The organism is Streptomyces sp. CB01635, from assembly GCF_002803065.1.
GTDB lineage: Bacteria > Actinomycetota > Actinomycetes > Streptomycetales > Streptomycetaceae > Streptomyces.
This window is the reverse complement of record NZ_NNBL01000014.1, coordinates 195,557-212,632: the sequence shown is the minus strand read 5'-3', so window position 1 is coordinate 212,632 and position 17,076 is coordinate 195,557. Positions and strand designations below refer to the sequence as shown.

Annotated in this window: 13 protein-coding genes; 4 read left to right on the top strand and 9 right to left on the bottom strand. The window is 72.0% G+C overall.

The genetic code is table 11. The features are described from left to right. The first annotated feature begins 68 nt into the window (after positions 1 to 68). Complete coding sequence (gene aspS / locus CG723_RS29165; RefSeq protein ID WP_100596470.1) at positions 69 to 1,838, top strand: aspartate--tRNA ligase; 1,770 nt, start codon at positions 69 to 71, stop codon at positions 1,836 to 1,838. Between the two features lie 151 nt (positions 1,839 to 1,989). After that, a complete protein-coding gene (locus CG723_RS29160; protein WP_442802600.1) occupies positions 1,990 to 2,892 on the top strand; it encodes an intradiol ring-cleavage dioxygenase in 903 nt (300 codons plus the stop codon). A gap of 22 nt (positions 2,893 to 2,914) precedes the next feature. Here CG723_RS29160 and CG723_RS29155 read toward each other — a convergent pair whose 3' ends face one another. From CG723_RS29155 to CG723_RS29140, 4 genes are all read right to left on the bottom strand, one after another. Beyond that, positions 2,915 to 3,367, bottom strand: coding sequence for a hypothetical protein (locus CG723_RS29155; protein WP_100596468.1), 453 nt, complete (start codon positions 3,365 to 3,367; stop codon positions 2,915 to 2,917). A gap of 95 nt (positions 3,368 to 3,462) precedes the next feature. Beyond that, entirely contained in the window at positions 3,463 to 5,175 is a 1,713-nt protein-coding gene (gene metG / locus CG723_RS29150; RefSeq protein ID WP_100596467.1) for a methionine--tRNA ligase, read from the bottom strand. A 154-nt stretch (positions 5,176 to 5,329) separates the two neighbouring features. Beyond that, positions 5,330 to 6,343, bottom strand: a complete 1,014-nt coding sequence (gene adhP / locus CG723_RS29145) for an alcohol dehydrogenase AdhP (RefSeq protein ID WP_100596466.1) — start codon at positions 6,341 to 6,343, stop codon at positions 5,330 to 5,332. Between the two features lie 126 nt (positions 6,344 to 6,469). Then, positions 6,470 to 8,284: a VWA domain-containing protein gene (locus tag CG723_RS29140; protein ID WP_100596465.1), complete on the bottom strand. Its 1,815-nt coding sequence runs from the start codon at positions 8,282 to 8,284 to the stop codon at positions 6,470 to 6,472. A 227-nt stretch (positions 8,285 to 8,511) separates the two neighbouring features. Between CG723_RS29140 and CG723_RS29135 the strand changes: the two genes are divergently transcribed. Next, the gene (locus CG723_RS29135; RefSeq protein WP_100596464.1) at positions 8,512 to 10,602 is read left to right on the top strand and encodes a PhoX family protein; all 2,091 of its coding nucleotides are present in this window, start codon (positions 8,512 to 8,514) and stop codon (positions 10,600 to 10,602) included. A 16-nt stretch (positions 10,603 to 10,618) separates the two neighbouring features. On the opposite strand, the gene CG723_RS29130 is transcribed toward CG723_RS29135, so the two are convergent. Further along, positions 10,619 to 11,560 (bottom strand): LysR family transcriptional regulator, encoded by a 942-nt coding sequence (locus CG723_RS29130; protein ID WP_100596544.1) that lies wholly within the window; start codon positions 11,558 to 11,560, stop codon positions 10,619 to 10,621. A gap of 198 nt (positions 11,561 to 11,758) precedes the next feature. On the opposite strand from CG723_RS29130, the gene snpA reads away from it, so the two are divergent. Beyond that, a complete protein-coding gene (snpA, locus tag CG723_RS29125; RefSeq protein WP_100596463.1) occupies positions 11,759 to 12,424 on the top strand; it encodes a snapalysin in 666 nt (221 codons plus the stop codon). A gap of 91 nt (positions 12,425 to 12,515) precedes the next feature. Here snpA and CG723_RS29120 read toward each other — a convergent pair whose 3' ends face one another. From CG723_RS29120 to CG723_RS29105, 4 genes are all read right to left on the bottom strand, one after another. After that, positions 12,516 to 14,474 carry an FUSC family protein gene (locus CG723_RS29120; RefSeq protein WP_100596543.1) on the bottom strand — a complete coding sequence of 653 codons (1,959 nt, stop codon included), beginning with the start codon at positions 14,472 to 14,474 and terminating at the stop codon, positions 12,516 to 12,518. Positions 14,475 to 14,506: 32 nt separating this feature from the next. Continuing rightward, entirely contained in the window at positions 14,507 to 15,517 is a 1,011-nt protein-coding gene (locus CG723_RS29115) for an endonuclease/exonuclease/phosphatase family protein (protein ID WP_234374574.1), read from the bottom strand. A 107-nt stretch (positions 15,518 to 15,624) separates the two neighbouring features. Continuing rightward, positions 15,625 to 16,125: a DUF7144 family membrane protein gene (locus tag CG723_RS29110; RefSeq protein ID WP_100596462.1), complete on the bottom strand. Its 501-nt coding sequence runs from the start codon at positions 16,123 to 16,125 to the stop codon at positions 15,625 to 15,627. Continuing rightward, entirely contained in the window at positions 16,122 to 17,039 is a 918-nt protein-coding gene (locus tag CG723_RS29105) for a hypothetical protein (RefSeq protein WP_100596461.1), read from the bottom strand. The genes CG723_RS29110 and CG723_RS29105 overlap by 4 nt, the downstream gene beginning before the upstream one ends. Positions 17,040 to 17,076: the final 37 nt, after the last annotated feature.

The following is a 17,076-nucleotide window of genomic DNA, read 5'->3' as shown; positions in this document are numbered from 1 at the left end:
GCGGCCGGTACCCTGGGGCTTCGGGCATGCCCGGCCAATCCCCAATCGCAAAGACTGGATGAACGACGATGCATCGGTACAGGTCCCACACCTGCGGCGAGCTCCGCGCCTCTGACGTCGGATCCGACGTCCGGCTGAGCGGCTGGCTGCACAATCGGCGCGACCTGGGCGGCATCCTCTTCATCGATCTGCGCGACCACTACGGGATCACGCAGCTCGTCGCCCGCCCCGGCACCGCCGCCGCCGAGGTCCTCGACAAGCTGACCAAGGAGACGGTCGTCCGCGTCGACGGCAAGGTCGTCTCGCGCGGCGCCGACAACGTCAACTCCGAGCTGCCCACGGGCGAGATCGAGATCGAGGCCACCGAGGTCGAGGTGCTCGGCGCGGCCCAGCAGATCCCGTTCACGATCAACGCGGACGACGGGGTGAACGAGGAGCGGCGCCTGGAGTACCGCTTCCTCGACCTGCGCCGCGAGCGCATGCACCGCAACATCATGCTGCGCTCGTCCGTCATCGCCTCCATCCGCTCCAAGATGGTGGCCCTTGGCTTCAACGAGATGGCGACGCCGATCCTCAGCGCCACCTCCCCGGAGGGCGCCCGCGACTTCGTCGTCCCCTCGCGCCTGAACCCGGGCAAGTTCTACGCGCTGCCGCAGGCCCCGCAGCAGTTCAAGCAGCTGCTGATGATCTCGGGCTTCGACCGCTACTTCCAGATCGCGCCCTGCTTCCGCGACGAGGACGCGCGCGCGGACCGTTCGCCGGGCGAGTTCTACCAGCTCGACGTGGAGATGTCCTTCGTCGAGCAGGAGGACGTCTTCCAGCCGATCGAGAAGCTCATGACCGAGCTCTTCGAGGAGTTCGGCGGCGGCCGCCACGTCACGTCCCCGTTCCCGCGGATCCCGTTCCGCGAGTCGATGCTCAAGTACGGCTCGGACAAGCCGGACCTGCGCGCCCAGCTCGAACTGGTCGACATCTCGGACGTGTTCGAGGGCTCCGAGTTCAAGGCGTTCGCCGGGAAGCACGTGCGCGCGCTGCCCGTCCCGGACACCGCGTCGCAGTCCCGCAAGTTCTTCGACGGCCTCGGTGACTACGCGGTCGAGCAGGGCGCGAAGGGCCTCGCCTGGGTCCGTGTCGCCGAGGACGGGTCCCTCACGGGCCCGATCGCGAAGTTCCTCACGGACGAGAACGTCAAGGTCCTCACCGAGCGTCTCGGCCTGAAGGCCGGCCACGCCGTCTTCTTCGGCGCGGGCGAGTTCGACGAGGTCTCCAAGATCATGGGCGCCGTCCGTGTCGAGGCCGCCAAGCGCGCCGGGCACTTCGAGGAGGGCGTCTTCCGCTTCTGCTGGATCGTCGACTTCCCGATGTACGAGAAGGACGAGGACACCGGGAAGATCGACTTCTCGCACAACCCGTTCTCCATGCCGCAGGGCGGCCTCGAGGCCCTGGAGACCAAGGACCCGCTGGACATCCTGGGCTGGCAGTACGACATCGTCTGCAACGGCGTGGAGCTGTCCTCCGGCGCGATCCGCAACCACGAGCCCGAGATCATGCTCAAGGCCTTCGAGATCGCGGGCTACGACCGTGACACCGTCGAGGAGCAGTTCGCGGGCATGCTCCGCGCGTTCCGCTTCGGCGCCCCGCCGCACGGCGGGATCGCCCCCGGCGTCGACCGCATCGTCATGCTCCTCGCCGACGAGCCCAACATCCGCGAGACCATCGCGTTCCCGCTCAACGGCAACGCGCAGGACCTGATGATGGGCGCGCCCACGGAGCTCGACGAGACGCGCCTGCGCGAGCTGAACATCCAGCTCCGCAAGCCGGTGGCCGAGAAGAAGTAACGCCCGCCAGTCTCCGAAGGGGCCGGAACCGTTGATCGGTTCCGGCCCCTTCGCTGTGCGGACTCACAGCCCGTCCCCATGTCCCTGACAGGTGGCGGTCCTAGCTTCGCTTCCCATGACAGAGACTCAGGGACCAGCGCACAAACGTGACATGACCCGCAGGAAGGTCATCCTCGCGGGCGGAGCCGCCGTGGCGGCCGTCGGCGTCGGGGGCTCCATCGCCGCCAACGCGTTCGCCGGGGAGACGGACACCGCCGACAGGAAGTCCGAGGCGGAGTCCTGCTACCGGCTCACCTCGGAGACCACCGAGGGCCCGTACTACATCGACGCGGACAAGCTCCGCCGTGACATCACGGAGGACAAGGAGGGCATCCCGATGGTCCTCCGCCTCAAGGTGATCGACGCCGAGACCTGCAAGCCCCTGCGGAACGCGGCGGTCGACATCTGGCACTGCGACGCGCTCGGGATCTACTCCGGCTACGAGTCCCTCTCCACCGGTGGCGGCGGCACGCCCCCGAGCGGCGCCCCGAGCGGCGCCCCGACCGACCAGCCGTCCGGCACCCCGACGGGCGCCCCGCCCGGGGGCGGCGGTGGCGGCGGGCACGAGGAGCCCACCGACGACGAGCGCTATCTGCGGGGCACCTGGAAGACGGACAAGCACGGCAGCGTCGAGTTCAGGACGATCTTCCCCGGCTGGTACCGGGGCCGTGCCGTGCACATCCACACCAAGGTCCATGTGGACGGCAAGTGGACCGACGCCGGCTACGAGGGCGGACACACCTGCCACACCGGCCAGTTCTTCTTCGAGGAGGCCGCGGTCATCGCCTCCGGGAAGGTCGCGCCGTACTCGACGAGCACGACCGAGCGCACGACGCTGACCGAGGACACGATCTACGACCAGAGCGGGACGACGGGCGGCCTGCTGAAGCTGACGTACGGCAAGGGGCGCATCGCGAAGGGCGTCATCGGGTCGATCACGATGGCCGTGGCACCCGACGAGACGCACGACAGCACGGACACGCAGCCGGGCGCTTCCGCGTCGACGGCTTCCTGAGGGGCGTCGCCGCGGGCTGCGCTCAGGTGTCGTACCGGCCGTCCCACGGTTCGCCGAAGCCGAGGCGGTCCGGGTAGAGCTCGGCCCAGCCGCCCTCGTCGTCGTCCTCGGCGATCAGGCCGAACAGCACGCGGTCGACCGCGAGCCGGAAGGGGCGGACGGCGATGTCGGCGTAGGTGCGGCCGGGCAGGGCTGCCAGGAGTTTGTCCAAGTGGGCGTGGGCCTGGGCGAGTTCGGCCCCCTCGGCCCAGGTTCCCGCGCACCAGATCTCCGAGTCGCGGTACCGGCCCGAGGCATCGAACGTGTGGAGCACCGCGTAGAGCCGCTTGTGCTCCTCCCAGCCGTCGTCGGGGCGGTAGCCCTCGGGGAAGGCGTAGGTGACCGTGGCCAGGAACTGGCCGTCCGCGTACCGGCCGATGGTGGCGGTGCGGTGGTCCGGCTCGTGGGCGATCGGGATGGTTGCGGGAACTGGCATGGCGAAACCCTAATCGCGGTCGTGAACATGCCAGTAACGGGGTACGGGAAAGGGGTGCGAGGACCAGCCCTCGCACCCCTTTCCCGCGGAATGTCTTACTCCGGAGCGCCGCCGAACCGCTCGCGGTAGGACTCCAGGTCCTCCTCGGTGATCTTCGCGAAGAGCACCGGCGGAACCGTGAAGGCCGTGCCCGCGGGGACGGTGTCCAGGGCCGCGGCCTGCTCGGCGGTGACCCACGTGGCCGTGTCGTCGGCCAGCGCGAACGCGCCGCGCATCGCCTTCGACGAGGCCGGGATGAAGGGCTCGGACACGACCGCGTACAGGTGGATGAGGTTCATCGCCGTACGCAGCGTGAGGGCCGCGGCCTCCGGGTCGGTCTTGATCTCCAGCCAGGGGGCCTTCTCCTCCAGGTAGGAGTTGCCCGCGGACCACAGGGCGCGCAGCGCGGACGCGGCCTTGCGGAACTGGAGAGCCTCCATCTGGGCCTCGTACTCGGCGAGCAGCGCGGCGATCTCCGTGCCGAGCTTCGCCTCCGCCTCGCCGGCCTCCTTGCCCGCGGGCACGTCGTCACCGAAGCGCTTGCGGGAGAAGGACAGGACGCGGTTCACGAAGTTGCCGAGGGTGTCGGCGAGGTCCTTGTTCACCGTGGCCGCGAAGTGCTCCCACGTGAAGGAGGAGTCGTCGGACTCCGGCGCGTTGGCGATGAGGAAGTAGCGCCAGTAGTCGGCCGGCAGGATCTCCAGGGCGGCGTCCGTGAAGATGCCGCGCTTCTGCGACGTGGAGAACTTGCCGCCGTAGTACGTCAGCCAGTTGAACGACTTGAGGTAGTCGACCTTCTTCCACGGCTCGCGCACGCCCATCTCCGTGGCGGGGAACATGACGCTGTGGAACGGGACGTTGTCCTTGGCCATGAACTGCGTGTACCGGACGTCGTCGGCCTCGTACCACCACGACTTCCAGTCGCGGTCCGCCGGGTTCTGGTCGGACCACTCCTTCGTCGAGCCGATGTACTCGATCGGGGCGTCGAACCAGACGTAGAAGACCTTGCCCTCGGCGGCCAGCTCCGGCCACGTGTCGGCCGGGACGGGGACGCCCCAGTCCAGGTCACGGGTGATCGCGCGGTCGTGCAGGCCCTCGGTCAGCCACTTGCGGGCGATGGAGGAGGCCAGCTGCGGCCACTCGCCCGCGGTCCGCGCGATCCACTCCTCGACCTCGACCTGCAGCTTCGACTGGAGCAGGAAGAGGTGCTTCGTCTCGCGGACCTCCAGGTCCGTGGAGCCGGAGATCGCCGAGCGCGGGTTGATCAGGTCCGTCGGGTCGAGGACGCGCGTGCAGTTCTCGCACTGGTCGCCGCGCGCCTTGTCGTAGCCGCAGTGCGGGCAGGTGCCCTCGACGTAGCGGTCCGGCAGGAAGCGGCCGTCGGCAGGCGAGTACACCTGGCGGATCGCGCGCTCCTCGATGAACCCGTTCTCGTCCAGCTTGCGCGCGAAGTGCTGCGTGAGCTCCGCGTTCTGCGCCGACGAGCTGCGGCCGAAGTGGTCGAAGGCCAGGCCGAAGCCGTCGTACACGGCCCTCTGCGCGTCGTGCGCCTGTCCGCAGAACTCGGCGACCGGCAGGCCCTGCTCCTTCGCGGCCAGCTCGGCGGGCGTGCCGTGCTCGTCGGTGGCGCAGATGTACAGGACGTCGTGGCCGCGCTGGCGGAGGTACCGGGAGTACACGTCCGCCGGGAGCATGGACCCCACCATGTTGCCCAGGTGCTTGATTCCGTTGATGTACGGAAGGGCGCTGGTGATGAGGTGTCGAGCCATCGGGGGCTGCTCCCAAGTCGCTGCGTGCGGTGACGGTGTACGTCAGTCGAATCAAGGAATCGTATCCGACACGGCGGGGCCGCCCCTCCCGCTGTTTACGGGGTGGACGGCCCTGGGGGGCGGCGCGCGTGCGGGCGCGGCGCGTGTGGGGTGTCTAGCGGAAGTCGAAGACCAGCCGGGCCGTGACCCGGCCCGCCAGGATGTCCTCGATCGCCTCGTTGACCTCCTTGAGCCTGCGCTGCTCGCGGATGACACGGGTACGGCCGAGGCGGTGCAGCTGGAAGACCTCGGCGAGGTCCTGCCGGGTGCCGACGATCGAACCGATCACGCTCTTGCCGTCGAGCACGTGCTCGAAGACGGGCAGCTCCAGCTTGCCGCCGGCCGGCAGCGCGACCAGGACGAGCGTGCCGTGCCTGCGCAGCGAGCCGTACGCCGCCCGGAGCGACGAGTTCGAGACGGCGAGCCCGATCGCGACGTCGGCGCCGCCCAGCCTGCGCACCGCCTCTGCGACGTCCTGGCCGCGGGCGTCGATGACATGGTCGGCACCCAGCTCGTGCGCGAGGCGCAGCTTGTCGTCGGTGACGTCCACGGCGACGGTCTCCGCGCCCGCGATCCGCGCGTACTGGAGCGCGAGGTGGCCGAGGCCGCCGATCCCGGAGATCAGCACGCGCTTGCCGGGGCCCGCGCCCGACACCTTCACGGCCTTGTACGTCGTCACTCCCGCACAGGTCAGCGGGGCGGCGTCCAGGGGGTCGAGGCCGTCGGGGACCTTCACGACGTAGTCGCCGTGCGCGACCGCGTACTCCGAGAAGGAGCCGTCGACCGAGTAGCCGCTGTTGCGCTGCTTCAGGCAGAGCGTCTCCCAGCCGGACACGCAGTGGTCGCAGTGGCCGCACGCCTCGCCCAGCCAGGCGATGGCGACCCGGTCGCCGACGTTGATGTGGCCGACCCGCTCGCCCAGGTCCTCCACGATCCCGATGCCCTCGTGGCCCGGGACGAACGGCGGGTTCGGCTTGACCGGCCAGTCACCGGCGGCGGCGTGGATGTCCGTGTGGCACAGCCCGCTCGCCTCCATGCGGACGAGGACCTGGTGCGCCGCCGGCCGCGGAATCACGCGGTGCTGGATCTCCAGGGGCCGGGTGAAGTCGATGACTACGGCGGCCTTCATGGTGCGCGGTCCTTCCCTAGGTGCCGGAATTCATCCAGCTTCTCCCGATTCTGGGCGGACGGCGCGTGGGAACGGCCGCGCCCCCTGTCCCGCCGGGGCGGTTCAGGGGGCGCGGTGTGGTGCGGGTCAGGCCTGCTGCGACTCCAGCCACTGCGGCAGGTCCGCGAGCAGCCCCTCGTACAGCTCGGCGTCCGTGAGCTCGCGGGGGGTGGGGCCCGCGTGGAAGAACGCGGCGTTGGGGGCCTTCAGCTTGCGCAGGTAGTCGAAGCCCTTGGCGTCGTGCTCGCCGAACGCGACGAACGAGAAGAACAGCGGGTGCCGGGCCGCGTCCGCGAGGGCCTGGTTGGCCGGGCCCTTCGCGTCCGGGGCGCCGTCCGTCTGGAAGACGACCAGGGCGGGCGTCTGCGACTGCGACTTCTCGTGGTGCGCCACGACCTCTTCGATCGCGCGGTGGTAACTGGTGCGGCCCATGTGGCCGAGCGACGCGTGCAGCTCGTCCACGCGGCCCTCGTGCCCGTCGAGGGTGAGCTCGCCGGCGCCGTCGATGTCGGTGGAGAAGAAGACGACGTGCACGGTCGCCTCGGGGTCGGTGTGCGCGGCCAGCGCGAGCACCTGTTCACCGAGCGCCTGCGCGGAGCCGTCCTTGTAGTACGGCCGCATCGACCCGGACCGGTCGAGCACGAGATAGACGGTGGCCCGGACCCCCGCGAGGTCCTGCTTCTTGAGCGCACTCCCGGCGGCCTTGTGGGCAGCGGCGAGCCCGGGGGCCCGCGACTTGACCCGGGCGAGGGGGAGGGCGGGGGCCTCCGGCTCGGGCTCGACGATTGCCTCCGGCTCGGGGTCGGCGACGGGCTCCGGCGCGGCTGCGGCGACCGGCTCGACGACGGCCTCGGCCTGCGGCTCCGTCTCGGTGACGGGCTCGGCGACGGTCTCCGGCTCGGTCTCGGCTTCCGGCTCGGTCTCGACGTCGGCCTCGGGGGCCGCGTCGGCCTCGGCCCTCGCCTTCGGCTCGGCAGCAGGCGCTGTGACAGCCTCCGCGTCCGCCTCGATCTCGGCGACAGCCTCCGGCTCGGCCTCGGCTTCCGGCTCGGTCTCGGCGGCGGCCTCGGGAGCCGCGTCCGCCTCGGCCTTCGGCTCGGCGACGGGCTCCGAGACGGCCTTCGTCTCTGCCTCTGTGATGGGCTCCGAGACAGCCTTCGTCTCTGCCTCTGCGACGGGCTCCGAGACAGCCTCGGCCTCCGCCGCGACCACGGGCTCCGCGCTCTCGGCGGCCGGTTCCGCTTCGGTCTCGACAACGGCCTCGGGCTCCGGCTCGACGACAGCCTCCGGCTCCGGCTCCGGCTCCGTCTCGGCGACGGGCTCGGCGACAGCCTCCGGCTCGGCCTCGGCCTCGGCTTCAGGCTCGGCCTCGGCTTCCGGCTTGGTCTCCGCGGCGGGCGCGGGGGCCGCGTCCGCCTCAGCCTTCACCGCTGCGTCGGCGACGGGCTCCGCGGCAGCCTCCGCTGCCGGCTCCGCCTCGGCGGCGGGCGCAGCGGAAGGCTCCGTCTCCGCCGCCGGCTCCGCGTGCTCCGCGACCGGTTCCGGTTCCGCTTCCGCCTCCGCGACACCCTCCGGAGCCGTCTCGGCGAGAGCCTCCGCTTCCGCCTCAGCGGCCGGCTCGGCGGCAGCCGAAGTCGCCGCCACGTCCACCGGCGAGGACGGCTTCGGGACCTTTACGTTGTCGAAGGCCGCGGCCACCAGGTCGTCCGCCTCGCGCGTCGAAGGCGCGGGCGTCGGCTCGGTCGACTGTGCGGGCACCTTCGCCTTTCCCTCGGCGGGCGGCGCGGTCTCGCCGGCTGGTGCCGGGACCGTCGCCTCGGGTGCGGCGGTCGCCGCCTCGTCACCCCGCGAGGACTTCCGCGGCCTTCCGAACGCGTTCCGCAGGAGATTCCGAATGCCCATGTGCGCAACCCTTCGCATGAGTTGGTTTCCGTAACCCCTGGCCAGGGCGGACACGTAAGGTTAGCCGCCACGCTCCGTGATCTTGGGCAGGGTCGCCCACCCGGGCGAAGGGCGTCCAACTGCCGCGCGCCCGGCACAGGTTCACCCCTCGTTCACCCGCCGTCCCCCTCCTCGCTCGGCCGCGCCCCTAGCGTCACGCCCGAGTGACCGTAAAGGGGAGGAAAAGAGTGCGTAAAACGCTGCCGCTTCTCGGCTCGCACAACGGGGGCCGTGCCGCGCTGACCTGCCGGTTCCGTTGTGGGGACGCCTGTTTTCAGGAGGTGCCCAACACCAGTTCCAACGAGTACGTCGGTGACGTCATCGCCGGTGCGCTGAGCCGCCGTTCGATGTTGCGCACGGCCGCGGTCGTGACCGTGGCCGCCGCGACGGCCGGCACGGTCGTGGGATCGGGCGCCCCGCAGGCCGCCGCCGCCACGCCGTCGGGGGCGGCAACAGGCGTAGCGCACAAGGGCGAGAAGGGGGCGCGTGGACTGCGGTTCACGCCCGTCGCGCCGAACACGGCGGACCGCGTCACCGTCCCCGAGGGCCACGCCCAGAACGTCGTCATCAGCTGGGGCCAGCCCATCCTGCGCGGAGCGCCCGCCTTCGACCCGGACAAGCAGTCCGCAAAGGCCCAGGCAGGACAGTTCGGTTACAACAATGACTTTCTGAGCCTCCTCCCCCTGCGCGGTGAGCACGGCCGTCAGGTCCTGGTCGCGAACCACGAGTACACGGACGAGATCCTGATGTTCAAGGGGTACGACCCCGAGAACCCGACGCGCGAGCAGGTGGAGACCGCCTGGGCGGCGCACGGCCTGTCCGTCGTCGTCGTGGAGGAGTCCCGGCGCAGCGGCAGGCTGTCCGCCGTCACGCGCCACCAGCTCAACCGTCGCCTCACCGCCACCAGCGAGTTCCGCCTCTCGGGCCCGGTCGCGGGCAGCGCGCTCGTGCGGACGAAGGCGGACCCCCGCGGCCGTACCGTCCTCGGCACGCTCAACAACTGCTCGGGCGGCACCACCCCGTGGGGCACGACGCTGCACGGCGAGGAGAACTTCAACCAGTACTTCGCGAATGCCGGGAAGGTGACGGACCCGGCCACGGCCGCCCGCCTCAAGCGCTACGGCGTGACCGGCGAGGCCTCCGAGCGCAAGTGGGAGCGGTTCGACGACCGCTTCGACCTGGCCAAGGAGCCGAACGAGGCGAACCGCTTCGGCTGGGTCGTCGAACTCGACCCGTACGACCCGGAGTCGACCCCGCGCAAGCGCACCGCGCTCGGCCGCTTCAAGCACGAGGCCGCGCAGCCGCGCCTGACCGACGACGGCCGCCCGGTCGTCTACATGGGCGACGACGAGAAGTTCGACTACTTCTACAAGTTCGTGAGCAGCAAGCGCGTCGCCGAGGGCCGCTCGCGCGCCGCGCACGAGCACAACCTGACGCTCCTCGACGAGGGCACCCTCTACGTCGCCCGGCTGACCGGCGACTCCCCGGCCGCCGAGATCGACGGCACGGGCAAGCTGCCCGCGGACGGCGAGTTCGACGGCGGCGGCGAGTGGCTGCCGCTCGCCACGGCGGGCCGGCACGGCGCGGTCTCGCACGTCGACGGCATGACGGCGGAGGAGGTCTACCTCTTCACGCGGTTCGCCGGTGACAAGGTCGGCGCCACGAAGATGGACCGCCCCGAGGACATCGAGCCGTCGCCGCACTCCGGCAAGGTCTACGTCGCGCTGACGAACAACTCGGACCGCGGCAAGGCCGGCAAGGCGCCCACCGACGAGGCGAACCCGCGCAACCTCAACAAGCACGGGCAGATCCTGGAGCTGACCGAGCACCGGGGCCGCGCCGACGCGAAGACCTTCGGCTGGTCGCTCTTCCTCGTCGCGGGCGACCCGAACGACCCGGCGACGTACTTCGCCGGCTTCCCGAAGGACCGGGTCAGCCCGATCTCCTGCCCGGACAACGTGGCGTTCGACCCGCACGGCAACCTGTGGATCTCCACGGACGGCAACGCGCTCGGCACGCACGACGGCCTGTTCGGTGTCGCGACGCGCGGCGAGCGGCGCGGTGAGCTCAAGCAGTTCCTGACGATGCCGAACGGCGCCGAGACCTGCGGTCCGCTGGTCCAGGACCGCCGGGTCCTCGTCTCGGTGCAGCACCCGGGCGAGGTCGACGGCGCGTCCGTCGAGAAGCCGGCGAGCGCGTGGCCCGACGGGCCGGGGAAGATCGTCCGCCCGTCGGTGGTCTCCGTGTGGCGCGAGGACGGCTGCGACATCGGCGTCTGATCCGCCAGGGGCAGCCTCAGGCCGTTGCCGCGTCCGGCAGGCGTTCGCGATACGCGGGTGCCTGCCGGGCCGCTTCCCAGTAGGCGTCCTCCAAGTCCCCGTAGACCGCTTCGAGTTCGGTCTCCGTGCGGGCGGCGAGGACGAGGCGTACGCCGATCGGGTCGCCGTCGAGGGGCCTTATGGCCATGTCGGTGCGGGCCCGTGAGGTCGGCTGGCACAGGGTGACGACCTCGCCCGTGGCGACCAGGGACGCCGCCGTGAGGTAGTCGCCGTGCAGGATCGGGGGGTTGAGCCCGGCGGCACGAAGCACCCGCAGGAGCCCGTGCCATTCGCCGTCCACGGTGGGGTCGACCATCCACCGGTCGTTCGCGAGGTCGGCGAGGCGCACGACGGGGCGGCGCGCGGCCGGGTGGTCGGCGGACAGGGACACGTACTGCGGCTCGCGTTCGACGAGTACGCGGCAGCGCAGACCCGGCGGGACGCGCAGCGGGCTGCCCTCGACCTCGTGCACGAACGCCACGTCGAGCCGGCCGTCACTGACGAGCCGGAGCAGGGTGTTCGCCGAGACGTCCATACGGAGCGCGGGCTCGCCGCCGGACGGGTGCTCGCGCTGCCGCAGCCGCCGCAGCCAGCCCGGTATGGCCCGGCTCGCCGTGGAGCCGATCCGCAGATGGGGGCCGCCGGCGGCGAGCGCGCCGGCCGCCCTGGTCTCCGTGACGAGAGCGCGCATGCCGTCGACGAGGGGGCGGGCGCGGTTCAGGACGACGTGGCCCAGGGGGGTTGCGCGACACCCGGTGCGCTCCCGGGCGAAGAGCGCGCCGCCGAGCGTGTCCTCGATGCGTCTGAGCTGGGTGGACAGCGACGGCTGGGTCATGCCGAGCAGACGGGCCGCCTTGTGCAGGCTCCCGGTGTCGTCGATGGCGCACAGCGCGCGCAGGTGCCTCACCTCGAGCTCCATGAACATCGAGCGTAAGGCGGTCACGGACGTCGCACCAGACGTCCAAATGCGAACCGAAACGGGCGAGTTGGGCGGGTGATAGCCCCGTCCTATCGCCAATTGCCATCATCCCCAGGGGTCCCGGGCGCCTCCACACTCTCCCTCGTACCGAACCGTTCACGTAACCCCCCACTCACGGAACGAGGAGGAGCCCCCCACATGAAGCTCTCCCTGCGCTACGCCTCGGTCGCGGCCGGCATGGCCCTTGCGGCCGGCGCGCTCGCCACCGCGGCCCCCGCGTCCGCTGCCCCGGCCCCGGTCGGCGCCGGCTACACCCACTACGCGGGTTCGGCCGAGGAGGCCGCCGCCAACAAGGCCTTCTTCCAGGCCGTCCTGAAGTCGGTCGCGGAAAAGCGCGCCGCGAACCCGGGTGCCGCGTCGGTCACCGTCACGTACGACGCGTCGGGCGCCCCGTCCTTCGCGCAGCAGATAGCCAACAGCACATCGATATGGAACTCCTCCGTGTCGAACGTGAAGCTCCAGGCGTCCTCGGGCGGCGGCGACTTCTCCTACCGCGAGGGCAACGACCCGCGCGGCTCGTACGCGTCGACGGACGGGCACGGCAGCGGCTACGTCTTCCTGGACTACGCGCAGAACCAGGAGTACGACTCCACCCGTGTCACCGCGCACGAGACCGGTCACGTCCTCGGGCTCCCCGACCACTACGAGGGGCCGTGCAGCGAGCTGATGTCGGGCGGCGGCCCGGGCCCGTCCTGCACGAACCCGAACCCGGACGCGAACGAGAGGGCCCGGGTCGACCAGCTGTGGGCCAACGGCTTCGCCAAGGCCATGAAGTCGCTGAAGCAGTCCGCCAAGACCGGCTGACCGTCACCGGCTGAACGAACCGGAGCTCACCCCCCACACCGATGCGGGCCGTCCCCTCCCCGGGGCGGCCCGCATCCGCGTCCTGCCGTTCTCAGTGCGGTGAGGCGATGGAGCGGGCGGCGGCGACCTCCTGGCGTACGGGTTCCAGCACCCCGTCGCGGTCCGCCGCGCTGAAGTCGGCGCGCACCCCCTTCAGGACGTCGGAAGCGCGCAGCCCCTGTGCCAGCTCCCGCAGTTGCCCCGCGGCCTGCGCCACCTCGGCGGGCCCCGGCGCCGGCGCCCCCTGCCTGACCCGGACCCGCGCCGCGGTCGTCGCGTCCACGATGCGTTCCACGGCGACGACGAGCGGCCACCAGGCGGCGGCGCGGCGGCCGATGGGCGGCGGTTCGGTCAGGGCGCGCTGGAACTCGGAGCGGATGACGGACAGGTCGCGGAAGAGCTGGCGGCGCATCCGCGCGCGGGCGGCCGGGACGTCCGGGTCCGCGGACGCCCCGAACGCGCGTTCCACGTACGTCGCGGTGTCCGCGACGGCGTCGGCGAGCCGGTCGCCGATGCGGGTGTGCCAGCTCTCGGGCCACAGCAGGTATCCGGCGACCAGCGCGATCGCGCAGCCCATGAGACTGTCCAGGAGCCGCGGCAGGACGAGCCCGATGCCCTGGTGGTTGAGGGTGTCGGACAGCAGCAGGATGGCCGGTGTGATGGCGGCGGTCTGATAGCCGTAGCCGCGCGGGGTGAGCGCCGGGATGAGCGCGGCGAGCGCCATCAGCACGGGCACGTCCCACCACCCGCGGGGCACCTCGGCGAGGACCACCGTGGCGAGTACGAGCCCGACCGCCGTGCCGAGCGCGCGCTGGACGGCCCGCGAGAACACCGAGCCGAAGTCGGGCTTGAGGACGAACGTGATGGTCAGCGCCACCCAGTAGGAGCGGGGCACCGGCACCGTCGAGACGAGGATCTGGGCGAGGCCGATGCACAGGGCCAGGCGCAGCCCGTAGCGCCAGGAGGTGCCGGACAGCACGACGTTGCGCGCGGCGCGGAAGGCGCGCACGCGCAGGACGGCGGGCCGGCCGAGGCGGTCGGTGTCGAAGGCGCGGTGGGGGTCCGTGTTCTTGCTGGTGACGAGGTCGGCAGCGTGCCGCACGGCGTGGTCGACGGCGCGGGCGGCGGGGCCTTCGGGTGCGGGCAGGTCGAGGGGCCCCGCGTCGGTGCTGCCGGTGTCGACCGCGTCGGCGAGGCGTCGTACGGCGTCGGGGACGGCGGCGGGGAGCGGCACCCCCTGCTGGTGTGCGGCGGGCGCGGACTCGGCGATCGGGGTGAGCGCGTTCAACAGGGCGATCAGACGCACCAGTTCGGGGTTGCGGCCGTGGGAGAGGGCGCGCCGGGCGAGGACGAGGTCGTAGGCCTGGTTGAAGGACTGCGTGACGGCGAAGCGGGTCTCGACGTAGTTGGCGGCGTCGCCCGCCGACGCGAGGTGGTTGGCGACGGAGCGGTACGTGGCGGCGACGGCCGCGCGTTCCGGCACCCCGGACCGCATCGGCCAGGCGAGCAGCGCGAACGCGAGGACGAGGAGTCCGCCGCCCGTCATCAGGAGCGGCGCGAGCCACCACTCGCCCGGCAGGGGCAGCCCGGCGCCGATCACGCAGTTGAGCAGGAGCAGCAGCCCGGACACCGAGGCGACCGCGCCGATCGTCGAGATCATCCCGGAGACCAGCGCCACGCCGGTGAGGGTGGCGACGGCGACCCAGCCGTGCCCGTACACGAGCGCACCGACCGTCACGCCGACCGCGCCGAAGAGCTGCGGCACCGCGATGTTGAGGATCCGCATCCGGTAGGCGTCGGCGGTGTCGCCGATGACGCCGGACAGGGCTCCCATCGAGGCGAGCGCCCCGTACGCGGGCTGCCCGGCGGCGAGCCCGATCGCGAGCGGCAGCGACAGCGCGAGGCCGGCGCGCGCGACGGCCGCCCAGGGGATCGGCGCGGGGTGCGGACGCAGGGTCCTGACCAGCCAGTCGGGCGGTGCGAGATGGCGGGCCGGGGACTCTGGGCGCATGCCGTCCATTGAACGCTACGGGGCCCCGGCGCTCAGGACGCTGCCGGTCGGTGCATCGTCAGGTCGACCAGGAGGGCGCGGTGGTCGGTGTCGGCCAGCTCGACGAAGCGGGCGGAGTGCGCGGAGAAGTCCTCGCTCACGAGGACGTGGTCGATCTGGGTGCCGAGCGGCGGGCGGACGCGCGAGGGCCAGCTCGGGGCGCGGGACTTCCCGGCGAGGCGGGCGCTGTCGTGCAGGCCCGCGTCGAGGATGCGGCGGAACGCGGCGTGGTCCTGCGTGGCGTTGAAGTCCCCGGCCAGGATGGTCGGCTGCGAGCGGCCCGCGGCGGCGAAGTCGCGCAGCTCGCCCAGCTCGGAGCGCCACAGGCCGACCTGTTGGGGCAACGGCGGCATCGGGTGCGCGAGCTGGAGCCGTACGTCGTGGCCCTTCACATCGGCGACGGCGCCTGGCATGCCCATGGTCCCCGGGACGCCCGCGGCGGCCTTGAGGGGATACCGGCTCAGAATGACCGACCCCTCCGAGCCTCCCGCCTCCACTGCCTGCCGGTACGGGAAGTCGGCGCGCGGCAGCTCACGGCGCAGGATGTCCTGGCACCTGTAATCGCACTCCTCGACGAACACCAGGCCGGGCCGCTCGCGGCGCACCGCGCCCACGAGCGACTCGGTGCCGCGGCCGAACTGGACGTTCGAGGAGAGGACCCGCACATCGGCGACCGGCGGTCCGCTCGCGTCGACGTCCTTGCCGTACGGCTCGATGTACCAGGCGAGGGCGCCGAGCGCCGCGACGCCCCACACCATGCCGATACGCCAGCGCGCGAGCGCCGTGAGCAGCAGTGCGGCGCCCGTCGGCGCGAGGAGCCAGGGCAGGAACGCCAGGAGCTGCGGGACGGGGGTGACCCCGTCCACGTCCGCGATCCGGCAGCCCATGACCGCGCTGACGCCGGCGAGGAGCAGGCCCGCGGTCCAGGCGGCCAGGGTGCGGCCCGGCCTGCGGTCCCGGTCGTCGTAGGGGAGGACCGGCGGTGGGCCGGGCGCTTGCGTCACATGCTCCAAGGCCCGGGCCCGCCTTCCGCTCGCTCCGACACCCTCCGGCGCCGGATGCCGGAATCCTCCCTCAAAGACGGGGAGGCGCGGGGAACGGTTGCCCGGTTTCAGGCCCGGGCGGCGTCGTGCGAACCGTCGCTGACCAGTGCCCAGATGACGAAGACGCCGATGGCGATCGCGATGACCGACCAGATGGGCTCGTAGGGCAGGAACATGAAGTACGCGATGATGTACAGCGCGGCGATGGCGACGCCGACGCCGCGCGCCCAGCCGGCGCCCTTGAGGACGCCGAAGCCGGTGACCGCGACGATGACGCCGATGATCAGGTGGATCCAGCCCCACGTGGTGAGGTTGAAGGCGTACGTGTAGGTGCCGATGCGGGCGTACACGTCGTCCTTGGCGATGCCCGCGATGCCGTTCAGGATGCCCAGGATGCCGCCGACCATCATCAGGACGCCGGCGAAGACCGTGCCGCCGGACGCCCAGCCGCTGCCCGCGCCGTCGCCCCGGGTGGGGTCGGGCCCGGCGGAGCGGTGCTTGTCCGACCAGACGCCGTGGCCTGCGTCGGGTCCGGGGGGCGGTGTCGGGGTGGTGGGGGTCTCGCTCATTCAGTCCTCCTCGGTGTCACTGGAATGCTCACCCCGGAAGCGTCGGGCCGCATTTCGGGAGGAACCGGAGGGGCCGGAGGGCGCGGCGGTGTCCTGCGGCGCAGGCGCTCCGGCAGCCAGGCGCAGACGGCCACCGCGAGGGCCGCGCCCGCGATCCACCAGGACGCGGTGCGCACCGACGAGCCGAGGGCGTCGTAGGCCGCGGCCGCCGCGGAGCGGTCCACGTCCGAGGGCAGGTTGTCGAGGGTGAGGGAGCGGCTCGTCGCGAGCGCGACGAGGAGCGCCCCCGCGGCAACCGCGACACCGAGCGCGGTCGCGGTCAGGGCGGGGCGCCGGCGCCGGGCGAGGGCGAGGCCCGCGGCGGCGAAGGCGACCGCGGCGAAGGGGAGCCACAGGCCCGCCTGTTGGAGCAGGTGCAGCGACTGGCGCAGCCGGTCGAGGTCGCGCGAGCTGATCACGGTGATGGTGGTGTGCGTGACGGGGATGCGGTCGGCGAAGGGCACGCCGCCGTCCCTGAGCTGCTGCTTGACCTGGCCGGTGACGGGCGCGAGGTCGAGGGTGACCGGGCCGTCGGTGCCGTCGTCGATGGCCTGCTGCACGGCGTCGTGCGCGGCCCGGTTCGCCGTGTTCCACGCCTTCTGGAAGGCGTCGGTGCCGGTGAAGGACTCCACGGCGTCATGCACGAACGCGTCCACGGCGGACTGGATCGGCCCCGCGTCGAGTTGCGTCACGATGGCGTTCGTGACGGCGTCGGCGACCGCGCCCCGCACGGCCGGTTCCGAGGCGAGCGGAGCCATCGTCGCGACGTACCGGTCACTGTCCCCGACCTCGTACTTCGCCCAGACGGAGAGCGTGCCGAGCGGCACGAGCAGGCAGGCCAGGGCCAGCAGGACGACGGACAGGGCTCTTCGCATCACCCTCCCAGGCAACGGGCGGGCTGCAGGGGGCGCC